This is a genomic window from Carboxydothermus pertinax, from assembly GCF_001950255.1.
GTDB classification, from domain to species: domain Bacteria; phylum Bacillota; class Z-2901; order Carboxydothermales; family Carboxydothermaceae; genus Carboxydothermus; species Carboxydothermus pertinax.
The window spans coordinates 94,995-116,239 of sequence record NZ_BDJK01000003.1 but is presented as its reverse complement, the minus strand read 5'-3'; the positions used below and the strand labels follow the sequence as shown (position 1 = coordinate 116,239).

Below are 21,245 nucleotides of genomic sequence, written 5' to 3'. Positions count from 1 at the left end.
GCATCAATTAGTATAAATAAATAAACCGGTTTTGTCAATAAATAATTTGCTGGTGAATTTTGGCGGAAAAACGTTATAAATAAACAATTTCGGCCTCAAAACCTTCTTCCAAAATCTTTAAGATCGCAACGCTCCCCCCTTTTCCCTCCCGAGGTAGGGATGGGCTTCCCGGATTTAAAAACCAAAGGCCATTTATCCTAGTATAAACCGGAACGTGGCTATGACCGAATATTACCAGTTCAGCCTTTAAACTTTCTGCTTTTTGTGCCAAAAGTTTAAGATCATGTTTGACGTAATAAGAGTGTCCATGGGTTAAAAATATTCTTTTCCCTGATATTTCAATTGTTTCTTCTTCTATGCCGTCCCAAACACCATCGCAGTTCCCATAAACCGCATACACCGGTATTCCCAGCTCCGAACCCAGAAAAATCCCATCCCGGTAATAATCCCCCGCATGGATTATTCCCGTAAAAGCACGCCCTTTGGCATACTTTACTACTTTTTCAACGCGCCCATGGGTATCGCTAACTACAAGAAATTCCACCGTTTTGCCTCCTTAATTTTTTGAAAAAGCTCTACTAAGGCCCTGGCCCGGTGGCTAATTTTATTTTTTACCTCAAGGGGTAGTTCAGCCATGGTTTTCCCATACTCAGGAAGATAAAAAACAGGATCATAGCCAAAGCCACCTTTACCCCTAAGCTCGTTTAAAATAATCCCCGAACATTCTCCCCGGGCCATTACCCTGTGACCATCAGGGAAATAAAGGCAAAGGACAGCCACAAAGCGGGCAGTTCTTTTTGCAGCTGGCACGCCTTTTAATTCCTGCAAAAGTTTTTGGATATTTTTAAAGTCATCCTTGGGTTCACCCGCATAGCGGGCCGAATATACTCCCGGTCTTCCCCCTAAAGCATCAACCACAAGCCCCGAATCATCGGCTAAAGCCGGAAGCCCGGTAAGCTTTGCGACCAGGGATGCTTTTTGCAAAGCATTTTCTTCAAAAGTCGCGCCTTCTTCGGGGATTTCCCCGATTTCCGGAAAGTCTAAAAGGCTTAAAAATGATACCTTTAATTCCGAAAGCATGGAAGAAAATTCTTTAATCTTACCCTGATTTTTACTGGCTATTACTATTTGCTCCATTTACAATCCCTATCTTTCCAGCAATTTCCCCTAAGGCTTGTTTTTGAATATTAATTAGTTCCCCAACCCCTTTTTGGGCTAAGGTCAGAAGTTCCTGTAATTCTTCCATTGAAAAACTTGCCTCTTCGCCGGTACCCTGGACTTCTACAAAACGGTTATTTCCAGTCATCACCACATTCATATCCACCAGCGCTTTAGAGTCCTCGGCAAAATTTAAATCTAAGACCGCCTCCCCTTCAACGATTCCCACACTAACCGCCGCCACAAAATCTTTTAACGGTATCACAGGTAATATACCGTTTTCCACCAGTTTGTTTAAAGCCAGCGCCAAAGCCACAAAAGATCCGGTAATTGCAGCCGTCCGGGTACCACCGTCGGCCTGGATGACATCACAGTCAATCCAGAGGGTACGTTCCCCTAAAGCTTTTAAATCCACTACTCCCCGTAAGGCCCGGCCGATTAGCCGCTGAATTTCTAATGTTCGCCCTGACTGTTTGCCTTTGGCCGCTTCCCGGATATTGCGCGTTTCCGTACTCCGGGGGAGCATCCCGTACTCGGCAGTAATCCAGCCTTTTCCTTCCCCTTTGGCAAAAGGAGGCACTTTATCTTCAACGGTAGCGGTACAAACTACCCGGGTATCGCCCATTTCTATTAACACCGAGCCTTCGGCGTGTTTTATGTAATCGGTGATAATCTTTACCGCCCTTAATTGGTCCTTTTCTCTACCGTCACTGCGCATTAAATCACCCCGTTTTCCTGTTGTCCTACAACCCCGGCAATAATATAAAGCTTTTCAATGGGGTCGTATTTTAACTCTTTAACTATTTTAAAACCTTTTATTTCGCCAGTACGGGAAACATGAATGCGGGGTCCGGTACATTCCACCTTTTCCCCACCAAGCTTAATATGTTCTTCATCATAATAACAAATTGTAAGGTTAGCGGCAATCAACTCTTTAACCCTTTTCTCCAGCGCCTCAAGATCAATTTCCGGTTTTTCCTTAAATTCCAGCAAAAAACCGTGACGAATATCGCTATGGACCTCCGGCTTTAAAATCCCCATTTCCCTTAAAACATATCCCGTAAGGTCTTCCGCCGAATGAGCCATTTTCCGAAAAACCAGTGAGGGAAACACTTCCTCGGCCACTTCCTGGGGAAAAGGGCCAAAAACATTAGGACGAAAGAGTATCACCTCAGCCCCAATACCAATTAAAAGCTCGGCATTAATCTTTAAATGGGGATATAATAAGTCAAAATGTTCAATGATTACCCGTCGACCTTTATCGATAGCTTTTTTAACCGCATCCGCCAGGCGAAAGGGCGGGGTAAAAGCCAGCTCAAAGCGAACATCCAGGTGATAAGAGTGGTGACGGAAATTTTCCCGCTCATAATCTTCCATTAACGGCAAAGGCCGAATATTAATACCTTCGTCATCATTGGTAAGTTCCAATCCGGGAAACATTCCCCGGATAAGAAGTGATTTCCCAGCCCCGGCATCACCTATTAATCCCACCAGTTTGTCTTTAGGGGTTAAATACCGCTCTGCCAGGACTGAACCTAACGCCATGAGCCGGTGTTTACCCCGGGGAGCAAAATAAACAGCTTTTAACAGATACTCATGGGGATAAATGCTCATAATATTACCATTCCCTCCCGGGCAGCTAAAACCCCAGGGTAAATTTCCTGAACTTCCCCAAGAAGCTTCAAAACCTCATAAAAAGGCCAAAAATGGGTTATAACTAGGGTTTTCACGTCAGCGTTTTTCGCTAAATTGGCACAATCGTAAGTGGTTAAGTGATTATCCTGGGTAAAACTGGTATCTTGCTTCAACCCGGTACACTCTGCCAATAATAAATCAACGCCACGGAAAAACTCTTCATGGCTCTTTAAATAGCCGGTATCGCCAGTATAACCAAAGGTTTTGCCCATTGCCGTAAACTTAAACCCGTAGGAGAGCACGGCATGGGTATTTTTTACAGCCCAAACACCAAGGCCCTTTAAATTGAAAAATTCCCCTTCTCCAATAGGAATTAACTCAAAAAACTCCTGATATTTTGCTAAATCCGGTTTCTCTGGAGCCTCGGGGTAAAAAAGCTTTATTTTTTCCGCTCGTTTTCCAGTAAAAAATAAGCTTCGCGCCAGATAACGGAGGATTGGTAAATCGGCTACATGGTCTTCATGCCAGTGGGAAAGGATTACCGCATCTAACTTTTCCGGCTGTCCCCATTTTAAAAGGTTCGCCACTGCTCCACTGCCCACATCCACTAATACCTTTACTTCCTCCGTTTCTAAAAGGTATGAGGAAGTTGCCCCGCCCGGTGCTGGGAAAGGTGCCCAGCACCCTAAAACTGTTAGCCGCATTAAAGCCCACCCCCGTATTTTAAGCAGCCGATTGCTCCGTTAAACTGTGGCTCCCGGGGAATTACTACTTCTACCTCAAGCTCCTTTTCAATAATATGTTTTAGAGCCCTACTGTAGGCCACTCCGCCGGTAAATACTACTTTTGGTGAAAAAAGTTTTTTTAACATTGGAGCAATCCTTTTAAAAATAGTATAATTTACCCCAGCAGCTAACTGCTCCAGAGAATACCCTTCTACCACCTTGCCTAAAAGTTCCGTTTCGCCAAAAATAGCACAGGTACTAGATAGTTCTACTGGATTTTCGTAGAAATTTCCCAGTTCATCTAAAGAAATCTTTAATACCGAAGCCATATTTTCCAGATATCTTCCGGTAGAAGCGGCACATTTATCGTTAGTAAGAAAATCAATAAGCTTACCCTTGCGCACTAATACCACTTTGCTATCCTGTCCCCCTAGGTCTAAAAGGGTAAAATCCAAAAGCCCCGTCTGGTAAACCGCCCCTAAAGCATGGGCACGGATTTCCGGTATTTCTTCCCCACCTTTAATTTTAACCGCCTGGCGTCCATAGCCGGTGGAGACGATTTTTGCAATTTCCTTTAACCCTATAGCCGAAAAATCCACCACCAATTCGCCATCCACCAGCTTTCCGTATTTCCGGTAAAAGCTTACCGTATCAAAAAGTAAAAACTTAAGTTCCCCGTCTTCTTTTATTGCCATTTTTACGTTTCTACTCCCAAGGTCAATTCCTATATGCATGTTTATCACCTTTTAACGAATCATGTCTAAAAAAGCATCCACCCGCATCCGGGTGCGGGCATCCATCCTCCCCGGTTTATCTCCCTCCAAAGTTAATATTGGTAGGTGAATTTCCCGGCGGATGATTAAATCCTCAATTTGGCGGTAGCAAAAACTCTGGGCATAATGAATAACCGCATCCACTTCCCGCATTTCTAATTCTTTTTTGATATCCGAAAGCCTGGCAAAAATTCCGTAAGGATAAGTATAAAGCTGGTACTGCCGCACTAAGTCTTCCTCTAAATACGGCATGGAAAATTGCCGCTGTACCTCGTTAAACACCACCCTTGCTCCCCGCTCTTCTAAATAATCATAAAGGTCTGGAATAATCGGGGGTACCCCGATATAAGCAATTCTTAGTTTTTCTTTTTCCCGTGGTCTCTTTTTTACTTCTTTTAAAAATTCCTCCAACTCTTTCTGAAATTCCTCGGGATTTTGGTTAAAATCGCTCGACGATACTAGCCAGAGGTGATTTTCGAAACCGGTTACTTTACCTTCGGCATAAGTTAGAAAATCCAACTCCACCAAAAACTTTCTTATTTCATCTAACTTCTTTTTAACTTCCCGCGTCTTTTCCCAGGATGTCCCAAGAGCTTTAATTAACTTTTCCAGCTGGTGGGCTAATAAGTCATAATCCCGGTCAAAGGGATAGGCAAAAGGAATAATTTCTTTGCCCGCTAACATTAAGGTTTCCATTAAAGCATGGGTATTGCTGCAATCCCCCTGGGTTACGGCAATAATCGTAGAAATTTCCGGGTCATTTTTGGCCACCGTATATAAACCTTTAATCCAGGCACAGAGGTTGCGCGGATACCCCTCTTCCTCGGCCTCTTCCACCAGTGCCTGGGGAGAAGGAGCGGTAATAAAAATATTGTTTAAATCTACCGGAATTTTACCAGCAGCAAAAACCGCTTCTACCGGTATCGTCGTGGTAATTCCAACTTTCATAGCTTCACCTACTTTGTCCTTGGTTTTCCTACTAGCATCCCTTTACCAATAGCATAAATATCGTCTATTACCATTTGAAAGCTCGGCTCCCTTCCCTCTTTAAGCCCCCGGCGTCTTAACCGTTCCTGGTGATATTCCCGGATTTCGCTATCAAAGGGAAGATTCCCAAACTCTAAAATCCGCACAGCCCCGGTATCATCCCTTGCCGGCAGGATTTTCCCAAGATTAAAACGACTGGGAGCAAAAGGCACATCAATAACTCCCGCAGCAAAAGCCCGTTCAATACCTGTTACCAGTTCTCCTTCACCAAGCTCCAAGGTGCGTTCAATGATCGCCCTTGCTTCTTTTTTCACCATTTCTTTTTCTAAAAGGTATTCTTCATTAACCATAAACCGCTGGTCTTTTAGCATATTTACAATCTGCCGGGTAGTTTTTAACCCCTGGGCATTGGCTTCTTTAGTAGGAACCCCTAAAGCTTCATGAGGGGTTTTCACAATAACTTTATTAGCTTTTGCCAATGCCGCTGCCACAGCCCCCCAGGCAATGACCGCAAAGGCCCGGGCCTCATCCTGCGGGAAACCGCCCATCCACTGGTGAAAGACAGTGGTTAAATCCACATCCGGAAAACCAAAGCGTTTTAAGTAATCTTCAGCCAGTTCAACCATCCCGTGCAAAGCTGCTACGTCCTGGTTTAAATTTCCACATTGCCCAAGACCCAGGGTAAAGCTTTTTACCCCTTGCTCTGCAGCTAAAAGTAACTCTAAAATATTTATGGCAATGGTAATAGCCGGCGGTACTAAAGTGCCCGTAAGGGGCCCAAAAGATTCCCGGTTTATCAAAACCCCGTTTTCCGCATAATAACCAATTAAGCGGTCAACATACTGCCAGTCTTCAAGAGATTTTCTTAAAGGTACCTCCTTAGCGTAAGGGATGTTATAGGTAATACCTCCCCCTTCAAAGCTAGAAAATCCTCCCGCCAAGGTTATTTCTGCCAAAAGCCGGGCATCGGGAGTCCCGTGGCGTACCTGTACCGGAACCTTTAATTCTTCAATAATTTTGCGGCAGGGATATACCCCGTAATTTACTGCCGGAAACCCGTTTAACATGGAACGACCTTCCGCTAGGCTTTCTTCTATTCCTCTTTGGGCTTCCTGATAGCGATTTTGCCGGGTATAACTGTCTATAGTCGTTGGCAAAAAATCCGCTTCCCCTTCTTTTTCTAAATATTTCAAAAGAGCTATATGCTCGTTTAGTAAAGCAACCCCAGCCCGGGGTTGAATGGCGGTTACTCCTTCCTCTTTTACTTTTTTAAGTTTTAAAGCAAAGTTTTTTTCCGGCGGTAAGGCTTTATGAAAATTAATTCCCTCTTCCAACGAAACTTCTGCCCCGGTAGGCCAGGTAGCTAAAACTTCAGCGCGCTTTTTAAAAAACTCATCAAGGTCAATTTTCCCTTTCATTGCGTAATTCCTCCCAGTGTTATGAAATTTCTTCAATGAAATCTAAAAGTTTTATACTAGTATCCATATCTTCCTCGGCTAATAATCCAATAGCAAATAAAAGGTAGCTGGTATCTAAGTAAAATCTTGGATTCTTTGGCTTTAATATACTTGGTATACTTTCTTCATAGGTTCCCGCCGCTAAAATCCCTGCTGGCTCTCTGGTATAAACCAGCGGTCCTCCTGTTCCCACCAGAACCGGTACCGCTGTTAAATCCTTACCGTACTGAATGTAACTTTTCCCGGAAGGAGTCCAGACTTCTTCAAGTCTTCCCGCATGCCGGTTCATTGCGGTTTTTACACAAATTCGGGCTAAAGCTATTTCGATTTCCCATTCTCCGGAGGTTTTAGGGAGATAAGTAGGAATTTGGGAAATTTTTGCAACATAGCTATTAACTTCTTCCATACTAATCCCTAAAGCTAAAAACTCCTTTTCCCCATACTCTACTACATTTTTTACCGTTCGCCTTAACCCTAAATCCCCCTCGACCGTTCTTTTAACGTACGGTTCCGGAAGACCTTTTAAACTTACGCCCGATAAGGTTGGTGTGCCCGAAGCTACCGAATAAACATCAGTGGTAGCCCCCCCGACGTCAACCAAGATAAGCTCGCCAAGCTTTTTAGCTAAAATTTCCGCCCCTTTTAAAACCGCCAGAGGAGTAGGCATCATGACTTTATCGACGATTTGTTCGGCCTTTTTTAAGCCTTTAGCTTCAACTATTTTTTCTAAAAAGATTTCCCGAATAATCTTTTGCACCGGTTCAATATTTAAATTATTTAAATCCGGAAGAACATTAGGAGCAATTTTAAAATCCACCTTGCCCGCAAAAATTTCCGCAATCTCCCTAGCCGCCGAGCGGTTCCCCGCCACCAAAACCGTTCCTTTTAGCTTTAACCGGGAAAGTTTTTTGGCATTTTCCACAATATACTTTTTATTTCCCCCGTCGGTACCTCCGGCTAGCAGAATAATGTCAGGATTTAAGGCCAAAAGCTCGTCTAAATCCTCAGGAGTCAATTCATAACTATACGTTTTTTCTACTCGAGCGCCGGCGGTAAGAGCTGCCTTTTTCGCCGCTTCAGTAGTTAAATCCTTGACCAGTCCTACCGCCGCCATCCTAAGTCCCCCGGCGGCCGAAGAGGAAGCAAGCTTTAATTTATACTCCTGTTTTCCCACCTGCCGGGACAATTCTAAAAGGCAATCGTTTATGCCAATTGTTACATCGGTTTCTACAGTAGTGTAGGCCTTTGCCGACGCCAGGAGTTGCCCGGTTTTTAAATCTACCACCCGTCCTTTTGTATATGTACTTCCAATATCCAGAAAAAGCCCTAAAGCCACAATATTAGCCCCCTAGTTATAGTCCAAGGTCTTGTTTTAAAGCTAAAATAGCTTCTTCCGGCATAGTTCCCGGAGGAAATACCCGGTCAAAGCCCATCGCTTTAAACTTCTTTTCCACTTCGGCAAAATCCTGTTTTCCTACCACTAAATTGCCGCCGACATACAAGAGGACATTTTCCAACCCAGCTTCAATAAATTTTTCCTTAAGCCCCCGGCAATCAATTTCCCCGTGCCCGTAAAGGGAAGAGACAAGTACCGCCCGGGCATCCGTTTCTAACGCCGCCTTAACAAATTCCTCTTGACTTACCATCACCCCCAGGTTATGCACGCGAAAGCCAGCATTGGTTAGGGCATACTCCAGAATTTTATTACCTATCGCATGAACATCAGCTCCAATTACCCCAAGTACTAAGTTTACTTCTTTCATACCATAACCCCCAGGTCAATTTTTTTAACAGTATCTATCGTAGAGCCCAAATACAAACTCCCAAGTTTTTTTATGCTTTCCCCATCTCCGGTAACAAAAAACTCTACTTTACCCTCATTTTTACCTAATAATTTATTTTCTTTTAATTTTAGATAAACTTCCTGAGCCACATAAGCCGCAGGGTCAATTAAGCGTACCTTTGGGTATAATTTATTTATAGTCTTTCCTAAAAAAGGATAATGGGTACAGCCAAGGATAATATCAAAAAGCCCATCGGCTATAAGCGGCTCAAGGTATTCACGGGTTGCCGCTTCCACTTCCGGTCCCGTTATTATGCCCTTTTCAATTAAAGGCACATAAAGAGGACAAGCCATCATTTGGACTTTTTGAAACTTATTGCTCTCCAATAATTTTTTTTCATAAAGTCCGCTTTCTACGGTTGCTTTGGTAGCCAGTACCCCAACTTTTGCAATGGAAGATAAATTTTTTCTTAAAGGTTCGATCATTCCTTCCATTAAAACCGGATATTTTTCTTTTAAAATCGGTAAGGTTAAGGCTGAACTGGTATTGCAAGCAAAAACCACCATCTTAACCCCTAATTTTAAGAAAAAACGAATAATGGCCTCTCCTAAAACTAAAAGCTCCTCTTTGGATTTGGAGCCATAAGGCACATGGGCTGTATCTCCTAAATAATAAAAATTTTCCCGCGGCAGTAAATTTATTAATTCTTTTAGGACGGTTACCCCGCCCACTCCCGAATCAAAAATTCCTATTCCCAGTGAAGCGTTGTCCAACGGCTAAACCTCCTGTAAATATTTTATAGTCGCCAGTAGATATTTTATTGCCAAATCCCATCCCTTGATACTCTCTTTTATTATCCCACATAAAAGCTGTTTTTTCCATCTACTGCCCTTTTAAAAAAAACTCCAAACACAAAAAAAGTCAAGGGATTTTAAGAAAAAAACCTTTTTCGGCCAAAAGCCAAAAAAGGTTTTCCTTAGTTTTGGATTTTAATCATCGCTTCATTTTTTTCTACCGGTATCGTTAAATCCATGTGCCCTTTTAAGCTTTCCACCTTTTCCCCTTCTACCCGAAACTCCACTTTTTTAATAGTCGGAAACTGACAAAGGGTATCCACAATCGAATAGACGGTTAAAGCTTCCGCTGCCGAACCCCCAGGATGATTTTCCACTATTTCCCGGCTTAAATCTACAATGCAAAGGCCATCGGGCTTAATATTAATGTCCCGCAGTACCGTACCTGCCGGTACCGCTGGTTTTAAGCCAGAAGTTTTAGGTCCGAGGAAAAGCTCATTTAAAGTTTCCCGGGCTATAGAAGGTACTTTAGCTATTGCTCGTTTTTCCGGTACTAAGTACTCGCCAGTCTCATCAACAAAGTATAACACCACTTCCGTCATTTCTACGTTTTGACTTACATCCACATTTTCTTCCCGTACTTCCGTTTTATCCGGTACCACCGCTTTTTGTTTAAAAATCTTTTCCCACAGGCCACATCCGGTAACGGCCACCATTAAAATAATCGCCAAGAAAATTACTAAAATTTTCTTATTCATTTTTTTCACCTCCTTAAATAAACCTTCCTTTTAGTTTAATACTAATAAATAAGTATTCGGAAAAGGACAAGTTTATTACTGGAGGGATGAAAAATGTCTCGCAAACTTCTGGTTATTTTTTTAATTTTAATGTTTTCTCTTAACTTTAAAGTTTCTTTGGCCTCTAATAAAAACATTATCATCATTGAAGCCCGGTCTAGAACCCTTTACCTTTTTAGTGACAATAAATATATAAAAAAATACCCGGTTGCTCTCGGTGATTTAGAAACACCCACGCCCATTGGCAAGTTTAAAATAACCTTCATGCGCAAAAACTGGGGCAGTGGTTTTGGCAGTCGTTTTTTAGGTTTAAATGTACCCTGGGGGATGTATGGTATTCACGGAACTAACAAGCCCGGGTCGATTGGAAGTTACGCCAGCCACGGTTGCATCCGGATGTTAAACCGGCATGTGGAAGATTTGTATGAAAGGGTAAATCCCGGCGACCAGGTAATTATTTTAGGCAATCCTTTTACCTACCAGGCAGAACCCTGGCGTCAGCTCGTAGTCGGATCAAAAGGAAGCGATGTACTGATAATCCAGGAGCTTTTAAAACTAAAAGGTTACTACCCTGGTCCTTTAGACGGTATTTTTGGCCCGCAAATGGAAAAAGCCGTAGTCAAATTTAGGAATGACTACGGCCTTCCCTATGATAACCGTGTTAACCGGAAAATGTACCACCTCTTGGGAATAAGCAGTTAATTTAACTCAATAACATTGGGCTTAAAACCTAGCTTCTTTAAAAGTTGCAAATAATCATCGGGAGTTACTTCTTCCCATTTTTTGTTTAACAGAGTTAAAAGTACCCCCTCCATCACGTTTGTTCCAAAAGAACGACCGTTTAACACCGGCGTGGTAGTCACCAGCATTTTTGCCCCCTTGATTTTTAACTCTTCTACATCTTCTTTAGTTGTCGTATTGGTTAAAATTATCTTACCGTCAATCCTTTCGGGCAAATGTTTTTTGATATAGAGATAATCTCCGGCAATTATATCTGCCCACTGGTAGTAACGGTCGTGTCGGGTTTTCTTTTCCCGGATTTCCTGTTCTTTACCTGTTGGGTAGAGAACCTGAAAAGGAAGTTTTGTAAAAATGGGAAGTAAAAGGGCCGCTAAAACATTCAAAGTACCAAGCTTTTTAATGGGAATTGGAATACCAAGAGCAAAAATCAAATCCCCAAAAATTACTTGAGCCCCGGTTTCCACTAAAGCCTCCGCCATTCCAAAGCGGTCTACTCCTGAAACCAGCAATACTTTACTTTTAGGGGTGATAATCCCCTCCCGGGCAAGCTCCCGTACCACTTCTCGTTCTAAAGTATTTTTAAGTCCACTGCCGTCTACCGCTGGAGTAGTTTTTACTGCCTGTAAAAGTCTAAGGCCGTCTCTTATTGCATACCGGCGTCCACCGGCATAAAGATATACATCAATTCCTCCAAGCCCAATAGCATCCACTTTGCCATCAAGTTCTTTTAAAACTTCTAGAGCTTTATTATAGTCACCATCGGTACCACGGCGTTCAATGATAAACTTTTCCCCTAAAAACTCAGCTTCAAGAGCTTTATCTCTTTTAGATGAACCTAAGCTCACACTAACAACCCTTTTCACTATACCCGCTCCTTTTTTTGGTTTTAAGATAATTTTACCACCAAAAAAGGAGTTGTACATCTCTAACGAAAGCTTTTACCAAAAGCAATTTCCAAAAAAAAATGCTCTCACCGATTCGGCCTGTAGACTTGCTTACCAGGCCAGGCCAAAATTAAAGCCGAAAGACCCAGGATTAAAAGATTATCCAACCAAGAGTTATCTTTAAAGCTTTGAAAATCCGCTCCCATCCCTTACTCCTTCATACCACCTGAGCTTTTCCATGCATAGCCTCCTCTACCGGTAAAGTTATAATTACCCACGTTCCTTTTCCTACTTCACTTTTAATGGTAAGTTTTCCTAAATGAAATTCCACTACTCTTTTGGTAAAGGGCAATCCCAGCCCAGTGCCGTTTTCTTTGGTGGTAAAAAAGGGTTGATTCACCTTTTGTAATAACTCAGTTGGTATACCCGGACCATTGTCCGCCACCGTCAATATCATTTCTTTGCTTTTTATATTGTAATCAAGATAAACCTTTAAACAGCCTCCTCCTTCCATCGCCTCTACCGCATTTAAAAAAACATTTAAAAGAGCTTGTTTTAAGAGATTCCTGTCCCCGTAAAAATAAGGAGGGTAGTGAAGGAATGTCTCCACTTTCACTTTTTGTTTCCGAGCTTCTTTATCAATTAGGGCCAACGATTCCACCACCAGTTTATAGAAATCAATCCGCTCTTTTTTTGCCCGGTAAGCTTTGGTTAAATTTAAAGACTCTAACGTTAAATGATAGAGGCGGTTTATTTCCTCATCAAGCATTTTTAGTTCTGGACGTCCATCCTGGCAAAGCTTTGATAAACCTTTTAACACCATAAAAGAATTCTTTAATTCGTGGGTAAGCTCCGACATGATTTCGCCCGCCGCTGCTAATTGCTGGTTTTTAACATTTAACTCCTCTATTTGTTTTTTCTCGGTAATATCCTGAATAAGTAAAAACGCTCCTTCCATTTGTCCCAAAAAATTATAAATTACCCCTGTACATACTTCTCCAAATCGCACTTTTCCGTCAACTTTAAAAGTTATCTGTTTTTTTAATACTGGATTTCCCGTTTGCAGAGTATGAATTAACAAAGATGACTTGGTTTTATCGTCTGTTAACAGAAAATTCTTAATAAACTCCTCGTACTTTTTCCCGATAGCCTCCGCAGAAATTATTTTAAAGAATTCTTCAGCCATAGGATTAACATAAGAGATTGTTTTTTCCCGGTCAATTAAGATTACCCCTATTTGGGCACTTTCCAAAACTGCTTTGAGCTTTCGTTGTAAATCCCAGTTGGATTTCGTAAGGGCTATTGTCCTCCGGTCAACTAAAAATAAATAATGTATGCCATAGCCCACTCCGGCTAAAAGCAATAATAACACCACACTACCAGTAACTCTAAAAAGGTCAGATAATATAAATGATAGGTAGCTTTGATTTTGGTGGGCGACAATAAAACCAGAAAGTTTGCCCTTTAAATATATCGGTTGCAAGAATATATAAGCTTTTCCTTGGGGCAGATTTAGTTTTCCATAATAAGGATATTTTTTTTGGGTAATTATATTTTTAATTTCCGCCGTAAATTCTTTGCTAATTATTTCAGGATCTTTAGTTACGTGACCGTTTTCATTAGAATAATTAATTGCCTTTACTTCCGGATATTCTATAAAGCTTATCAACACCCCGGGAAACCAGGTTAATAGATGGTTCAAATCCGATAGCTCATAAGTATCAAAAAATGTTTTTGCATCTTTTAATCCAAAAGTATAAAAGTCTCCCTCAATTTCTGAGGCTAAATGGGTAGCAGCATAGGATAAATTTCTTTGGGTTAGTTCTGGTATTTCTATATAAAAAATATAATACAAGATCGCTCCCAGTACCACCAGCGGCATTACTAAAAGAAGAGTCAGGTAAAAATACCTGCCTTTTATACCCCTCACTCCCCTAAACTATTTAGTAAACATTTATATGATTTACCATTATTTTTCTACATTTATTTAAATTTTCCTGCTATAGAAAAAAAATAAACCGGGCTTTTGATAAATAAACCCGGTTTTTCTCGTAATTTATGGTGCGCCCGGCAGGAATCGAACCTACGCACCCGGCTCCGGAGGCCGGCGCTCTATCCGCTGAGCTACGGGCGCAAAACTTCACTCCTCGCTCTTACTATTATACACATTTTTTCTACCAAGGCAAGTTCTTATCAAAGAAATTTTGCTGTTATTTTTTTACTGCCCGGTAGAGCCAAAACCGCCCGTGCGCACATCATAAGCTTCATCATCATAGGTTTTTTGGTATTTGGTAAATATACCCTGGGCGATTCGCTCTCCTTTCTTAATAGCCACTGGTTTTCCTTGGGGATTAAATAAGGGCACCAAAATATGACCCTCGTTTTCCGGATTATTGTAGTAATCCGCATCCACTACCCCTACCCCGTTAGCTAAAAGTAAACCCCTTTTAACCGCAAGACTGCTTCGAATATAAATTAATAGCACTTCATCCTCGGGCATAAAAGCTTTTAGCCCGGTTGGTACAAGTTTTACCTCGCCCGGGTTTATTTCCACGTCAATTGCCGCTTCTAAATCGTAGCCCGCACTAGCCCGGGTCTTCCGCCGGGGAAGGTTAATGTTTTTTTCTGCATAAAAACTAACTACTTCAAATCCGCGCATCTTATCCTCCAAAGTTTATTTTTTAACTACTATTATAAAAGCTTCTCAACTCTTTAGGAAACTTTTTAAATAAAAATTTAGGATTTAAAAAGTTTGGAAAATATTTTCTGCACCAATGTCGGGCACACACAAAAAAATACCCCTGACTGATCCGGGGTCAGTCTTACCCGAAAAACCAAATGTTGTAGCCAGAATAACAGGCAGCCATTATAACAACCGGGCACGCTTTTACTGGTACTCGCCAGTCCCCAGGGCTTCGTCAATTTGTTTTTGAAAAGGATTAGGAGCCTTTTGTGTAATCGCTGCGGCACAGCTACACTTATGAGTATGTCCGCAAGGCTTAACTTGCTTCTTATTGGTAGGCTGTTTTACATTTTTCGAACTAATGACAGTGAACATCGCTACCGGAACAGCTCGCATCACACCTCCACATTGGACGCATATAAGTTCCAAATCATTCTTGGCGTGATAATCTACTAATACTTGACGCCTTGCATCACATTCACTACAAACAAAATCGTATAAAGGCATAATTAACCTCCTTTGTTATCTAGACAGAATAGGGGTGTACCATATTGGTCACCCCTGCTAAAAACTTCTTCGCCAAGTACCACCAGGATCTACTAGTTAGACTTTTCTTTTGCTGCAAGATATTCTTTTACTAATAAAACAGCTGCATTAGCATCCGAACCATATTTGGCACCTATTTGCGCGGCAATTTGCTCATTCATCGCTGCTCCACCGGTCATTACCAGATATTTGTCGGCCAGACCTTTCTCTTTAAGTAATTCCACAGTTTTCTCCGCATAGACAACAGATGAGTTGGTCATAACAGACATACCAATGGCTACAGCATTATTTGCTTCTGCTGCTTCTATAAACTCTTCAGGTTTAACGTTCTTGCCAAGGTCTATAACATTAAAACCATTTGCCTTTAACATAAGAACCACGAGATTTTTGCCGATGTCTTGGGTGTTGCCACGTACCAGTCCCATTACGACCGTTTCTTTCTTGCCATCTCCTGAACCCGACGCTTCCAGCAGCGGAGCAAGAATAGCCATAGCCTTTTCCATTGTCTTGGCAGATTTAAGCATATCGGTCACGAAACGTTCGTTACGCTCATACAAATCTCCGACCATTTTCATCCCAAGGGATAAACCGCTAAATATAATTTGCTGAGGGGTCAAACCGAGTTCTAAACCTTTTTTAGTCCACTCAACAACTTTCTCGTCATCATATTCCATAATCGCATTGGCCAGGTTAAAATATACCTCTTCTTCAGGAGTTTTCTTTACCTGAGTCTTTTGAATTCCCATTCTAACCATTTGGTCGTTATCCGTTGAAATTTTGCGCATACCCGGGTGTTTGGGGTGGCCGGGCAAATAAACATCGCTCAGGTCACCAAGAGCTTCGATGTCTATCGGGTACTTGATCGATGCGCAGGTTTCAATCAACGCACGTAAGTTTTCTTCTGGAACAGTCCAGTCAATGTCACAACCGGGCATGCAGACAAAACCTCCGTTGTACCCCACTTCAACCGCCAGTTTCTTTACTTCCCGGGCAACATCCTCTGGGGTACCATGGACTAACGTCCAATAGGGGCTAACCGTACCCATCAGTGAAATTTTGTCTCCGATAGCCCGCTTGGCATGGTCTGCTCCAGGATACATATCGCCGTTAAAGTTAATGGCGCCGCTATTGGCAATGTCGGACCAAATGGGTTGGGTAAAGGTGCATGTATGAAGAAGCCCGACACCGCCAATTTCCTTAATATAAGCAAATAACCTCCGCTGGTAGGGCAAGCCAAACTCTCTATACATTTCCGGCGGTAAAATATCACTGGAGCAGAATGGGTCAAGGATATTGACAACATCAATACCGGCTTCAAACATCATCCGACAGACATTTTTAACAACGTCAAGAGATAATTCTATAACCTCTTTAGCAAAATCCGGATCTTCAGCTAAGTAAGTAAAAAAGTTGTCTGTTCCGGTAACCATCTGAGCGGTAGTAATAGGACCGCCAACGGGGGTGGCTAGTACGTGGGTATCTTTCCAACCTTCTTTAATAAAAGTTCTTATTTCTTCTTGAATTGCTCTCAAACGGCCTTTTTCCGGATTAAAGCCATTCTTTAGGTAGTTATCTTTTAGACGGTAAAAAGCTTCTTTTGTAGGCGCGGGATGTTCTACCAATGAGGGTTGTGCATAGGGCAGGTATTCTAATACGGCACCCAGATTCTCTACCGGGGTAAACAAGTCTGTCCCGGCAACCACCACATCTCCGCCGAATTTTTGATGAGCTTTGATTTTGGCTCTGGCCATGGCCTCACCATCGAACAGAACCTCATCAACTCTAACTCCCCCCTCGCGAATGCCCCGTGTCATCAACAAAGGGTTTACGGGTAACTGATCCGGCAGTTCTTTCATAGTAACTGCCGCAAAAACTCTTTCCCGGCTGGTCATTTTGGGCATACTTACTCTCTCCTTAAACTTTTTGTATTATTCGTGAATTATAAGCAGTTCTTTAGACTTATTCGTATATACCTCACCACCTTTTCCCAGAATAAATTGTCTTTGCAAGTTTGGCCAGAACCTTGAAAAATGCGCTTTATATTAAAGGACAGGCAATTCTGTTGAAAATGTTTTTTCTATTGCTTCTTCAATAATGTTTCGAACCGGACCAATTTGACGCAATATTTCAAAATCTTCGTTGGAAAAACTGCGGATAAAAGCCGCCCCACGGATGGCCGCAAGTACTTCTTCTGCTGAAGACACATTGTCCAGGGGCCCGGCAATAACCGGTGCAGTTTGAGCCAACTCTGTAATTAATAAGGCAATTCTAGCCTTGTCCTTATTCGCTACGGCTTCGCCCAAAGCAGACAGGTCGTTTGAACCATGCAATATTATCGAAGCAGGCAGTTCTCGCCGCACTTCCAAAACATTCATCCCTTTAGCCTTGGTATCCAGGTTAAATATCTCGATACCCAATTCTGCTATATCCTTCAGAATGGGCCGAATAGCTCCACAACTGTGAAAACAGATCGCTGCCGGGGTTAACTGTCTAAGCCGGGTCAACAACGAATGCATATACGGACGAACAAATTTACGGAAATCCGATGGAGAAAAAAACATACCGTTCCGGTAGCCTAGATCATCGCTATAAATGATGATATCCGGTTGTTCAGGAAGCGACATTAACATGTAATTATAGGCATCAACAATAGTTTCCAATGACCAATCAAGGATGGCCGTGGTGATCTGCCAGTTTTTTTCAGCAATGTCTTCCATAAACCGCCAGGGGTTGCGCAGCATAAAGGCCAGATCTAAGAGGCCTGGGCAAGGAGCATCTGCAATTAAAATGCCACCGTTTCTAAATTCCGGTTCAACAAGCTGTACTTGGTTCCGCCATTGGGGTTTAGGGTAATGCAAAATACCCTTAAGACCTGCAGTTTCCAAAGGATGGCTAATTGGTGATAAAAAACCTTTGTCTCTTTGCCATTGAACGCCAAAAGCATCAGTAAAAGGCTCATCGGTTATCACCGGGAGGTCAAATAGCAGACCGGTACGGATGAAATCAGACCCTAAGCGAATATATTCCATTGGTTTCAAAGGGAGAATTTCGTAAATAGGATGGGCCACTGCATTGTCTTTTCGCAAATGCGGAAGTGCACCAACCCGAATGCCCGTGAGGGATGTCGTTCCAACGTCAATTAGCGGTGGACCGCTCCAGTTTCCGGAAAGCAATTCTGCTAACTTTATCCGGAGTGACATTACTCCATCTCTCCTGAGAACTTGAACATATTCCATAAGGGATGACTTTCCGGCAGTTTATACCCATCCAGTTCCTTAGCCGCAAATCCATAAAATACTTCTGCAGTCCCCGACACATGAGCTGCTATTGCAGCTTTCTCAATGATGCCGTAGTGCAAATAGTCTGCGCCGGCTGCACGACAGACGGCAAGGGCCGTTGCCAAAGACAGATTTACCCACTCCCGGCCCAAATTTTTCACACTGGTCCATTGTGGAAAACAGTTAGAAAAGGCACAACCCACAGGATAACCGAAACGTTCCCGTACAGCCTGAATTTGGCGGATATTTAAGCCTATCGAAGGTGGGTCCATAGTACCTACATCAACAATCGGAGCTACAACCCCAATCTCCTTTAACATAGGGTGATAATAGTTTTCAATCATTTCGCAAGTCCCCTCAGGGGTAGGATTACTAACATCGCTGGCAAGAATCATGACGGCAGCCGGGCGGTGCCGACCAAGTGCTTCCAATTCGTCGTCTACAGTATCCTCATTTAAGGAAGCATAAATCGAGCGATTTAGAATCCCAAGTTTAGCCGCCGCCTCAAGGCCTGCTATACGAACCTCAGCTTCAGTGGCATTAATTATTAAAGGGAGGCTTGTATGCGCACTAATAAATTCCAGAAAACGTTCCATAGCTTCAGAAGTAGCGGCAATGACGTCAAAAGCCATTTGAACTCCATACCGCTTACTGAGTTTATTAACACGCTCCACTAATTCTGCTGCTCGGGAAATATCAAACTCACCGGAGAAAGGGTCGGAAACCAAAGAGTGCTTGTCGTAGAAAATACTTCCTACAACCAAGCCAGTGTTTGAGCCAAAAAGACCCCCTATAGTTGCGTCACCAATTTTTAGCACATGATAGTTGACCAACATCAATCCCTCCTAAAATATGTAAATTTTGAAAATTAAATTTCCTTTATGTCAAGGCTTTATACCTTGAGCTTTTTTGTGGTTCTTTTACTCGAGCTCCACCTGACACAAAGAGTAATACGAATCAAAAAAATGTTTTTCGCCTCGTTTATGCAACTTTTCTTCCGGTAATTTCCTTTATTCTTCCAGTAAGAATTTAAAACACAGCCCACCAAAAACTTTATTATCGCCCGAAACTGATGTATCTGGTCATTTGTAAGCAAAATTTAGATATGTCTGAATATTGCAATATCTTTGATTTGAATTATAAAACGTATAATAATGTTTGTCAATATACAACATTGTATAAAATTGTATAATTTCAGATAATCGAGTTTTTAGTTTTTTGTTAGGTTATCCATCATCTCTTTAACTTTAGAATCCTTTTTATACTTTGTTGTCTTAAATTATTCTACTATTGGTAATTTTTTTCTTTAAATTGTTTATAAAAGTTTCTTGCTTCAATTAAGAAACTCCCTATAGTTTTAAAATTATCTTTTTTTAAGCCTGCGCAAAACTGAATCATCAATGCTATCAAAATAAGAAGGACCATCCCCAAAAACACCGGTTTAATTACAAATAAATAGTCCTCATGTAAAGCAATAGCTGCAAAGGCAGTCGCTCCACCCGGAGGATGTATTGTATCAGTCAAAATCATCATTACTAACGCAATAGACACACCTAATGAGATAGCCCACCAAGATGAACCAAAAATTTTATAAATGGTAACTCCAACCAAAGCAGATACTAATTGACCGCCCAAAACGTTTTTGACTTGCCGCAGCATAAGGCGCGGAGTCATAAACAAAACCACGGCAGAGCTTGCAAAAGACGGAAAAATCAGAGCCTTCTCGTAAAAAAAACCCAGATAACTGATTAAACCAATGGACATAAAGCTGCCTACTGCTGCTACGGATAAAAATTTTAAGTTAAATCTGGCAAGACATTTTTGAAACCAACCCAAAAAAGCGCTGTTTAGCATGTACGAGACCTCCTTAAAATAACCCAATATTTCTTTATTCCCAATAGTATATTTAAGTCACTCAACTTTTTAACAAGGTCCCAGCCTTTACTATTGGCGTTATTATAAAATTTAGAATATTATGTGTCAATAAATAATAAAGTACTAAATTGTATTAAATTATATTGCAATGTATAAAACGATATCCGGTATAACTCTTTATTCGTCACTAACCTTGCTAAGTAATAAGTATTATGGTACAATTGATTAAAAAAATAACAAATGGCACATTAATCGATTATATTGTCAGTATTTTCACAATAATGGAATAAACGGAGTGGGAGAAGGCCGATTGATATGAATGAAAAATTATTAACCGTTGATGAGGTAGCTCAGATCTTACGAACAACACCGAATACGATCTATAGGTGGCTTAGAGCCGGAAAACTTCCCGGTATTAAATTGGGCAAAGAATGGCGCATAAAAAAAGAAACCTTGGAATTAAAACTTCATGAAACTAACCAGCTCAATCAGTTGAGGCGGAGTTTCCTAGATAACATTGACCCCCATCATGACCATGTATTGGCAGTCACAAACAGTAAAGATAACCTTTACAATTTAGAAGCGGAATTCTTTAAAAAAGGGTTGGCTAAGGGATATCGCTTGTTCAAAGGATGTTGGTGGCAACATCCCGATGACGTTAGGCAGGAGTTGACACAAAGAGGATTACCCATTGAAGACCTTGAAGCAAAAAATTCTCTGGTAATAGTTGATTTAATAGCACAATACAACCGTTCCGGAAAAAACGGCCCTATTCAAATATGGGCCAATGAAATTGAGAAAACTGTTAGACTAGGTTATCCAACTATGTGGGGTTCAGGTTCGCCGCATTTATTATCTTGTGGGGGACGTTTTTCGAACCTGGTTGAATTTGAACGTTCTTTGGAAGATATCCTGAAGAAGCTACCGGCAGCTGTTATCTGTCCTTATATTTTTGAGGATATCAGGTCTGATTGTTTTGGTCAGTTAATTGAACTAATGAAGCATCATAATAGTGTTCTTTTTTATAATGACAAATCAGCTACACTATTAAAAAATTACCCAGTTTAAAATAGGTCACGCCGGTTTCTTTCAGCCGATTATCCAAGTCTACACCCATGCCGAGCGCAC

23 protein-coding genes and 1 tRNA gene are annotated in these 21,245 nt (G+C 41.7%); 2 read left to right on the top strand and 22 right to left on the bottom strand.

The window, feature by feature from the left end; all coding sequences use genetic code 11:
• Nucleotides 1-73: 73 nt before the first annotated feature.
• The 13 genes from cpu_RS00815 to cpu_RS00760 form a co-directional block, all read right to left on the bottom strand.
• Nucleotides 74-544 carry a metallophosphoesterase family protein gene (locus cpu_RS00815; protein ID WP_075858099.1) on the bottom strand — a complete coding sequence of 157 codons (471 nt, stop codon included), beginning with the start codon at nucleotides 542-544 and terminating at the stop codon, nucleotides 74-76.
• On the bottom strand, nucleotides 529-1,137 hold the full coding sequence (locus cpu_RS00810; protein WP_075858098.1) for an XTP/dITP diphosphatase: 609 nt from the start codon (nucleotides 1,135-1,137) through the stop codon (nucleotides 529-531). Before cpu_RS00810 ends, cpu_RS00815 begins: the two co-directional genes overlap by 16 nt.
• A complete protein-coding gene (gene rph / locus cpu_RS00805; RefSeq protein ID WP_075858097.1) occupies nucleotides 1,112-1,876 on the bottom strand; it encodes a ribonuclease PH in 765 nt (254 codons plus the stop codon). The genes cpu_RS00810 and rph overlap by 26 nt, the downstream gene beginning before the upstream one ends.
• Nucleotides 1,876-2,772: an alanine-tRNA synthetase second additional domain-containing protein gene (locus tag cpu_RS00800; RefSeq protein ID WP_075858096.1), complete on the bottom strand. Its 897-nt coding sequence runs from the start codon at nucleotides 2,770-2,772 to the stop codon at nucleotides 1,876-1,878. The genes rph and cpu_RS00800 overlap by 1 nt, the downstream gene beginning before the upstream one ends.
• The gene (locus tag cpu_RS00795) at nucleotides 2,769-3,497 is read right to left on the bottom strand and encodes an MBL fold metallo-hydrolase (protein ID WP_075858095.1); all 729 of its coding nucleotides are present in this window, start codon (nucleotides 3,495-3,497) and stop codon (nucleotides 2,769-2,771) included. Before cpu_RS00795 ends, cpu_RS00800 begins: the two co-directional genes overlap by 4 nt.
• Nucleotides 3,497-4,252, bottom strand: a complete 756-nt coding sequence (locus cpu_RS00790; RefSeq protein WP_075858094.1) for an acyl-CoA dehydratase activase — start codon at nucleotides 4,250-4,252, stop codon at nucleotides 3,497-3,499. Before cpu_RS00790 ends, cpu_RS00795 begins: the two co-directional genes overlap by 1 nt.
• 12 nt (nucleotides 4,253-4,264) lie before the next feature.
• Nucleotides 4,265-5,239 (bottom strand): 2-hydroxyacyl-CoA dehydratase family protein, encoded by a 975-nt coding sequence (locus tag cpu_RS00785; RefSeq protein WP_075858093.1) that lies wholly within the window; start codon nucleotides 5,237-5,239, stop codon nucleotides 4,265-4,267.
• 8 nt (nucleotides 5,240-5,247) lie between these two features.
• Complete coding sequence (locus tag cpu_RS00780) at nucleotides 5,248-6,696, bottom strand: methylaspartate mutase subunit E (RefSeq protein WP_075858092.1); 1,449 nt, start codon at nucleotides 6,694-6,696, stop codon at nucleotides 5,248-5,250.
• Between the two features lie 19 nt (nucleotides 6,697-6,715).
• The gene (glmL, locus tag cpu_RS00775; protein WP_075858091.1) at nucleotides 6,716-8,071 is read right to left on the bottom strand and encodes a methylaspartate mutase accessory protein GlmL; all 1,356 of its coding nucleotides are present in this window, start codon (nucleotides 8,069-8,071) and stop codon (nucleotides 6,716-6,718) included.
• Between the two features lie 16 nt (nucleotides 8,072-8,087).
• Complete coding sequence (gene glmS / locus cpu_RS00770) at nucleotides 8,088-8,498, bottom strand: methylaspartate mutase subunit S (protein WP_075858090.1); 411 nt, start codon at nucleotides 8,496-8,498, stop codon at nucleotides 8,088-8,090.
• Nucleotides 8,495-9,292 (bottom strand): glutamate racemase, encoded by a 798-nt coding sequence (gene murI, locus cpu_RS00765; protein ID WP_077177094.1) that lies wholly within the window; start codon nucleotides 9,290-9,292, stop codon nucleotides 8,495-8,497. The genes glmS and murI overlap by 4 nt, the downstream gene beginning before the upstream one ends.
• A complete protein-coding gene (locus cpu_RS13565) occupies nucleotides 9,258-9,401 on the bottom strand; it encodes a hypothetical protein (RefSeq protein ID WP_159433955.1) in 144 nt (47 codons plus the stop codon). Before cpu_RS13565 ends, murI begins: the two co-directional genes overlap by 35 nt.
• A gap of 94 nt (nucleotides 9,402-9,495) precedes the next feature.
• Nucleotides 9,496-10,071: a GerMN domain-containing protein gene (locus cpu_RS00760; protein ID WP_075858089.1), complete on the bottom strand. Its 576-nt coding sequence runs from the start codon at nucleotides 10,069-10,071 to the stop codon at nucleotides 9,496-9,498.
• 93 nt (nucleotides 10,072-10,164) lie between these two features.
• Here cpu_RS00760 and cpu_RS00755 point away from each other — a divergent pair, with 93 nt between their 5' ends.
• The gene (locus tag cpu_RS00755) at nucleotides 10,165-10,812 is read left to right on the top strand and encodes a L,D-transpeptidase family protein (protein ID WP_075858088.1); all 648 of its coding nucleotides are present in this window, start codon (nucleotides 10,165-10,167) and stop codon (nucleotides 10,810-10,812) included.
• Here cpu_RS00755 and cpu_RS00750 read toward each other — a convergent pair.
• From cpu_RS00750 to cpu_RS00710, 9 genes are all read right to left on the bottom strand, one after another.
• Entirely contained in the window at nucleotides 10,809-11,714 is a 906-nt protein-coding gene (locus tag cpu_RS00750; protein WP_075858162.1) for a DUF8754 domain-containing protein, read from the bottom strand. The genes cpu_RS00755 and cpu_RS00750 overlap by 4 nt on opposite strands.
• Before the next feature lie 238 nt (nucleotides 11,715-11,952).
• On the bottom strand, nucleotides 11,953-13,665 hold the full coding sequence (locus cpu_RS00745) for a two-component system sensor histidine kinase NtrB (protein WP_075858087.1): 1,713 nt from the start codon (nucleotides 13,663-13,665) through the stop codon (nucleotides 11,953-11,955).
• A gap of 129 nt (nucleotides 13,666-13,794) precedes the next feature.
• A tRNA-Arg gene (locus tag cpu_RS00740) sits at nucleotides 13,795-13,869 on the bottom strand.
• A gap of 84 nt (nucleotides 13,870-13,953) precedes the next feature.
• Nucleotides 13,954-14,394, bottom strand: coding sequence for a dUTP diphosphatase (dut, locus tag cpu_RS00735; RefSeq protein WP_075858086.1), 441 nt, complete (start codon nucleotides 14,392-14,394; stop codon nucleotides 13,954-13,956).
• A gap of 228 nt (nucleotides 14,395-14,622) precedes the next feature.
• Nucleotides 14,623-14,817: a hypothetical protein gene (locus tag cpu_RS13740; RefSeq protein ID WP_200800616.1), complete on the bottom strand. Its 195-nt coding sequence runs from the start codon at nucleotides 14,815-14,817 to the stop codon at nucleotides 14,623-14,625.
• A 200-nt stretch (nucleotides 14,818-15,017) separates the two neighbouring features.
• Nucleotides 15,018-16,865: an MtaA/CmuA family methyltransferase gene (locus tag cpu_RS00725; protein WP_075858084.1), complete on the bottom strand. Its 1,848-nt coding sequence runs from the start codon at nucleotides 16,863-16,865 to the stop codon at nucleotides 15,018-15,020.
• A gap of 141 nt (nucleotides 16,866-17,006) precedes the next feature.
• Nucleotides 17,007-18,164 (bottom strand): uroporphyrinogen decarboxylase family protein, encoded by a 1,158-nt coding sequence (locus cpu_RS00720; RefSeq protein ID WP_075858083.1) that lies wholly within the window; start codon nucleotides 18,162-18,164, stop codon nucleotides 17,007-17,009.
• On the bottom strand, nucleotides 18,164-19,078 hold the full coding sequence (locus cpu_RS00715; protein ID WP_200800615.1) for a tetrahydromethanopterin S-methyltransferase subunit H family protein: 915 nt from the start codon (nucleotides 19,076-19,078) through the stop codon (nucleotides 18,164-18,166). Before cpu_RS00715 ends, cpu_RS00720 begins: the two co-directional genes overlap by 1 nt.
• 451 nt (nucleotides 19,079-19,529) lie before the next feature.
• Entirely contained in the window at nucleotides 19,530-20,096 is a 567-nt protein-coding gene (locus cpu_RS00710) for an HPP family protein (RefSeq protein ID WP_075858082.1), read from the bottom strand.
• A gap of 336 nt (nucleotides 20,097-20,432) precedes the next feature.
• On the opposite strand from cpu_RS00710, the gene cpu_RS00705 reads away from it, so the two are divergent.
• Nucleotides 20,433-21,185 (top strand): MEDS domain-containing protein, encoded by a 753-nt coding sequence (locus cpu_RS00705; protein WP_075858081.1) that lies wholly within the window; start codon nucleotides 20,433-20,435, stop codon nucleotides 21,183-21,185.
• Nucleotides 21,186-21,245: the final 60 nt, after the last annotated feature.

What these genes read in the sequence shown, in the direction of transcription:
- cpu_RS00720 (WP_075858083.1), bottom strand. Translation starts at nt 18,164, where the DNA reads ATGTCACTCCGGATAAAGTTAGCAGAATTGCTTTCCGGAAACTGGAGC.
- cpu_RS00780 (WP_075858092.1), bottom strand. Translation starts at nt 6,696, where the DNA reads ATGAAAGGGAAAATTGACCTTGATGAGTTTTTTAAAAAGCGCGCTGAA.
- cpu_RS00810 (WP_075858098.1), bottom strand. Translation starts at nt 1,137, where the DNA reads ATGGAGCAAATAGTAATAGCCAGTAAAAATCAGGGTAAGATTAAAGAA.
- cpu_RS00755 (WP_075858088.1), top strand. Translation starts at nt 10,165, where the DNA reads ATGTCTCGCAAACTTCTGGTTATTTTTTTAATTTTAATGTTTTCTCTT.
- cpu_RS00710 (WP_075858082.1), bottom strand. Translation starts at nt 20,096, where the DNA reads ATGCTAAACAGCGCTTTTTTGGGTTGGTTTCAAAAATGTCTTGCCAGA.
- cpu_RS00725 (WP_075858084.1), bottom strand. Translation starts at nt 16,865, where the DNA reads ATGCCCAAAATGACCAGCCGGGAAAGAGTTTTTGCGGCAGTTACTATG.
- cpu_RS00790 (WP_075858094.1), bottom strand. Translation starts at nt 4,252, where the DNA reads ATGCATATAGGAATTGACCTTGGGAGTAGAAACGTAAAAATGGCAATA.
- cpu_RS00795 (WP_075858095.1), bottom strand. Translation starts at nt 3,497, where the DNA reads ATGCGGCTAACAGTTTTAGGGTGCTGGGCACCTTTCCCAGCACCGGGC.
- cpu_RS00705 (WP_075858081.1), top strand. Translation starts at nt 20,433, where the DNA reads ATGAATGAAAAATTATTAACCGTTGATGAGGTAGCTCAGATCTTACGA.
- cpu_RS00760 (WP_075858089.1), bottom strand. Translation starts at nt 10,071, where the DNA reads ATGAATAAGAAAATTTTAGTAATTTTCTTGGCGATTATTTTAATGGTG.
- cpu_RS00800 (WP_075858096.1), bottom strand. Translation starts at nt 2,772, where the DNA reads ATGAGCATTTATCCCCATGAGTATCTGTTAAAAGCTGTTTATTTTGCT.
- cpu_RS00715 (WP_200800615.1), bottom strand. Translation starts at nt 19,078, where the DNA reads ATGTTGGTCAACTATCATGTGCTAAAAATTGGTGACGCAACTATAGGG.
- cpu_RS00785 (WP_075858093.1), bottom strand. Translation starts at nt 5,239, where the DNA reads ATGAAAGTTGGAATTACCACGACGATACCGGTAGAAGCGGTTTTTGCT.
- cpu_RS13565 (WP_159433955.1), bottom strand. Translation starts at nt 9,401, where the DNA reads ATGGAAAAAACAGCTTTTATGTGGGATAATAAAAGAGAGTATCAAGGG.
- rph (WP_075858097.1), bottom strand. Translation starts at nt 1,876, where the DNA reads ATGCGCAGTGACGGTAGAGAAAAGGACCAATTAAGGGCGGTAAAGATT.
- glmS (WP_075858090.1), bottom strand. Translation starts at nt 8,498, where the DNA reads ATGAAAGAAGTAAACTTAGTACTTGGGGTAATTGGAGCTGATGTTCAT.
- dut (WP_075858086.1), bottom strand. Translation starts at nt 14,394, where the DNA reads ATGCGCGGATTTGAAGTAGTTAGTTTTTATGCAGAAAAAAACATTAAC.